Source organism: Echinicola sediminis (assembly GCF_054777495.1).
This window is the reverse complement of sequence record NZ_BAAHAP010000185.1, coordinates 1-3979: the sequence shown is the minus strand read 5'-3', so window position 1 is coordinate 3979 and position 3979 is coordinate 1. Positions and strand designations below refer to the sequence as shown.

Below are 3979 nucleotides of genomic sequence, written 5' to 3'. Positions count from 1 at the left end.
TGGGAGCTTCATTATGGAATAGGTGGAATCTGTGCAACATGTTATCATGAGTATGGAAACCAATTTTTGGAATTCACCAATAATGAAAGGATCAGAAGTTATTCCGGTACTGAATTAAAGCTGGATACCACTCTTATATGGTATAAGGACAAATGGGGGTATCCTGATGCTGATTCTGCTTATGTCATGAAATACTTTGATAGTCTGGGGTATCCCAATGATTTTATGGTAGAGGGAATTTATAGTGACACCCTTATTATCCATACCAATGCCTCAGATGCAGTTTTTTATCGGTTGACAAAAGTATCTGATGATCCACAATAAGGAAAATTTTTATTGGCTATTGATATCTATCATTTTATTACACCATCAAACCATAAAGAAAACGGAGACGATAAGTTTTATAATACCGGTCAATACCAATTTTCAGCAATAAATCAAACCTTCTATAATCTACTCCAGAGACTAGGAACTGGTTTTAGGCACCATTGGTAATTAGCCATTTTAGTTCAGACCATAGACAATTGTTTAGCCATAACTACTTTACCATGAGAACTATTACCAAGTTACTTGTAGTGGTATTATTTTGTTTAAGTACCACTTTTTCCAATGCCCAAGTCCGTGATACGGCAGATGTACAATATGATAGATCGGGAAATATATCCTTTGCCAGAGTCAAAGCCCATTCCAATCAAAAAATGGAAAATGCCAAGGCTCTCCTGGCTTTACTTCTTGCCGGAGAACACGATGATTTTAAACCAGTAAAAGAAATCAATGACAAATTTGGAATGAGTCATTTAAAGTTCCAACAATACTATAAAGGAATAAAAGTCGAGAATTCAGAATATTGGGTTCATGGAAAAAACGGTAAAATCACCAAGTTCAATGGACACTTTAGAACTATAGATATCGGTTCGGTACAGCCCCAAATAACCGAAGATGCAGCTCTATCCAACGCTTTGGGTTTTATTGATGCAGAAATCTATAAATGGGAAGATGAGGGCATGCAATCCTTTCTTAGAGAACACTCGGGCGACCCTACTTCCAGCTATTACCCTGAAGGCGAGCTGGTCATTACCAAAAGTGAAATGAAAGAGGGGAAAGAAGAAGAAATGATTTTAGCATGGAAATTCCTCATCTCATCCATGGTCCCTAATGATGAACAGGTGATCTTTGTGGATGCAGGATCAGGTGATATTGTAAGGGCATATTCTTTAACCTGTGAAATAAGGTTGGAAACCGGGAGAAATATCGAGGAAGTAAACACTCCTTCTTTGGCCGAAACCATGTACAGCGGGAACTTATCGATCACCAGTGATTCGTTCGCAGGAGGATTTCGTTTAAGGGAAGAAAGAGATGGTGTAGACATCATTACCTTAAATCTCAATAATTCCAATAATATCGGCACAGCAGCTGATTTCTCCAATACAGGTACCAATTGGACAAGCGGGAACTGGGCAGGGATCAATCAGGATCAACAAGCCCTAGACGTTCATTGGGGAGCTGAAATGGTCGCAGATTATTGGCAAACAGTACACCAAAGGAATAGCATAAATAACAGTGGTATCAGGATATTAAGTTATGTCCATTATACTCCTAATTTTGACGGAAGCCCTATCAACAATGCATTTTGGCAAGGGGGTATTAATGCCAGATATATGTTATACGGAGATGGAGATTCAGGTCAGCCGAACCCATTGACGTCTTTGGATATCTGTGCCCACGAATTTGGACACGGCATTAATGAATTTACAGCCAACCTAACCCCGGGCTGGCATGAGACCGGTGCTTTAAATGAAGGTTTCAGTGACATATGGGCGGCATGCATAGAAGACTGGGCGACTTCAAACAAGGCAACATGGATAATGGGCGAAGAAGTGTTCTCCGGAGGATTTAATGGTCTAAGAAACTTGCAAAACCCCAAAAGTACAAATACGGCAGAAGGCCAACACCCAGACACATACCAGGGAGATTATTGGCATGCTCAGGAAGAGCCTCATTTCAATTCAACGGTCTTGAGCCACTGGTTTTATTTATTGTCTCAAGGCGGAAGTGGTACCAATGATAATAATGACAGCTACACTGTCGATGGAATAGGGATTGAAAAGGCTGCCCTGATAGCCTACAGAATGAAACTTATTTACCTAACCAGTTCTTCCGAATATGCGGATGCCAGAATAGCCGCTATCAATGCTGCTGAAGATATTTATTGTGAAAACTCCCCTGAAGTACGCGCTGTCACCGACGCATGGTACGCTGTAGGTGTTGGAGGTGCCTTTAGTGGTGGAATTATGAATATAAGCGGAGAAGATATTGTCTGTTCCAACACCTCATTTTCTTTAAGTAATATGCCATCAGGCACCAATATCAGTTGGTCAGTCAGTCCTTCCAATTTGGTAACCTCATCTTCCGGCTCAGGGGCAACGGCCAATTTGACACCTGCTGCATCCTACAGCTCAGGTCAGGCAACCATTACGTATACTGTGGGAAATGGCACGTGTGAAACGGAAATTCAAAAGGCTATTTACGTACATGCAGGTTCTCCTGATGAGGGCAATGCAACCTATTCCTACAATGGTTCCAATCAAACTGCCAACCCTTATATCTCAGTGATCAATAATGTTGTATGCGATCTGTTATACCCGGTAACCTTGGATGTTCCATTATTAGGTTCTGAGATCTCCAATGTATCCATGATCTATACTTCCGACCCAAACATTACCTATTGGGGATCAGGGGGGGCTGAAAGCATGTCCATTAACTTTGAGTTTTGGGAATACGGTCAGGAAGTCATTTTTAGAGTCAGCATGCAGAACGATTGTGGCACTTCCTATCAGGATTATGCTTTCAGATCAGAAGATTGCTATGGTACAGCGCTAAATTATAAGGTTTACCCCAACCCTGCATCAGAAAGTATAAATATCGAACTGGAACAAGACCTGATAAAACAATCTGTTTCCGATAAGGAAAAGATAAACATCAAATTATTCGATCCCTCCGGAACTGAACTGATGAGCAAGACCGTAAATGAATCAAGGACGACCATTGACGTCAGCAATCTGGGGAATGGGTTTTACTATGTACATATCATGCATAAAAACGGGATTATCAGGAAAAAAATAAGAATAAAAAGGTAACCTTTAACCTATGGGGGGATATTGGCTATAATATTCCCCCCATCAATTCAAATTACCTGCAAGCTGTTCACGTATCTCGGGAGTGTTAGCTAAACTCTGTCCTTTCCCTTCCCTGGGGCTAGCCCCAGGGAAGGGAAATTTCCACTAAGCAATTAGGTTTCCATATTGGTGTCCAACCGGAGCCTCCCCTCAAATTTAATGGCCAGCTGCGGGACTGTCAAGCTCCAGTTCTGTAATGGGGTCGTCCATTTTTTCTCGATCCGCTGGGTGGCCAGATAGACCAGCTTTAGAAGTGCCATGTCACTGGTAAATGCCCTTTTGGTCTTGCCGACCTTTCTTACCTGCCGATGAAAGACTTCCACCGCATTGGCGGTATAGATCAGCTTCCTGATGGGCTGTGCATAGGCAAAAGAGGCACTCAGCCTCTCCCAGTTGTCGTTCCAGGAACGGATCACTATAGGGTATTTCTTCCCCCACTTTTCTTCCAACTCCAGCAATGCCGATTCGGCCTGGTCCTTTGTCTCGGCCTTATAGATCTTTTTCAGGTCACCGGCAAACTCCTTTTGGTTTTTGCTGGCCACATATTTCAGACTGTTCCTGATCTGGTGGACCACACAGAGCTGAACCTCTGTTTTCGGATAGATAGACTCGATCGCCTCGGGGAAGCCCTTAAGGTTATCGGTACAGGCGATCAGGATATCCTGTACTCCACGGTGCTGTAGATCGCTGAGTACTTGTAGCCAGAAGTTCGCCCCCTCGCTTTCGGAAAGGTACATGCCCAGTACCTCCTTCTTCCCTTCACGGTTGATCCCCAATACATTGTATAGGGCTTTATGGCGTAC

3 protein-coding genes are annotated in these 3979 nt (G+C 42.7%); 2 read left to right on the top strand and 1 reads right to left on the bottom strand.

Features of this window, described 5'->3' with window-relative positions:
• Positions 1 to 324: hypothetical protein (locus ACYVAA_RS22395; RefSeq protein WP_460546196.1), on the top strand; the 324-nt coding region annotated here is incomplete at its 5' end.
• 224 nt (positions 325 to 548) lie between these two features.
• Positions 549 to 3137: a M4 family metallopeptidase gene (locus tag ACYVAA_RS22390; protein WP_460546194.1), complete on the top strand. Its 2589-nt coding sequence runs from the start codon at positions 549 to 551 to the stop codon at positions 3135 to 3137.
• A gap of 152 nt (positions 3138 to 3289) precedes the next feature.
• On the opposite strand, the gene ACYVAA_RS22385 is transcribed toward ACYVAA_RS22390, so the two are convergent.
• Positions 3290 to 3979, bottom strand: a 690-nt coding sequence (locus tag ACYVAA_RS22385) for an IS256 family transposase (RefSeq protein WP_460546192.1), incomplete at its 5' end; no start/stop codon positions are given.

Bases quoted from the DNA above. Each gene is read 5' to 3' on its own strand.
- ACYVAA_RS22390 (WP_460546194.1), top strand. From the start codon at position 549: ATGAGAACTATTACCAAGTTACTTGTAGTGGTATTATTTTGTTTAAGT.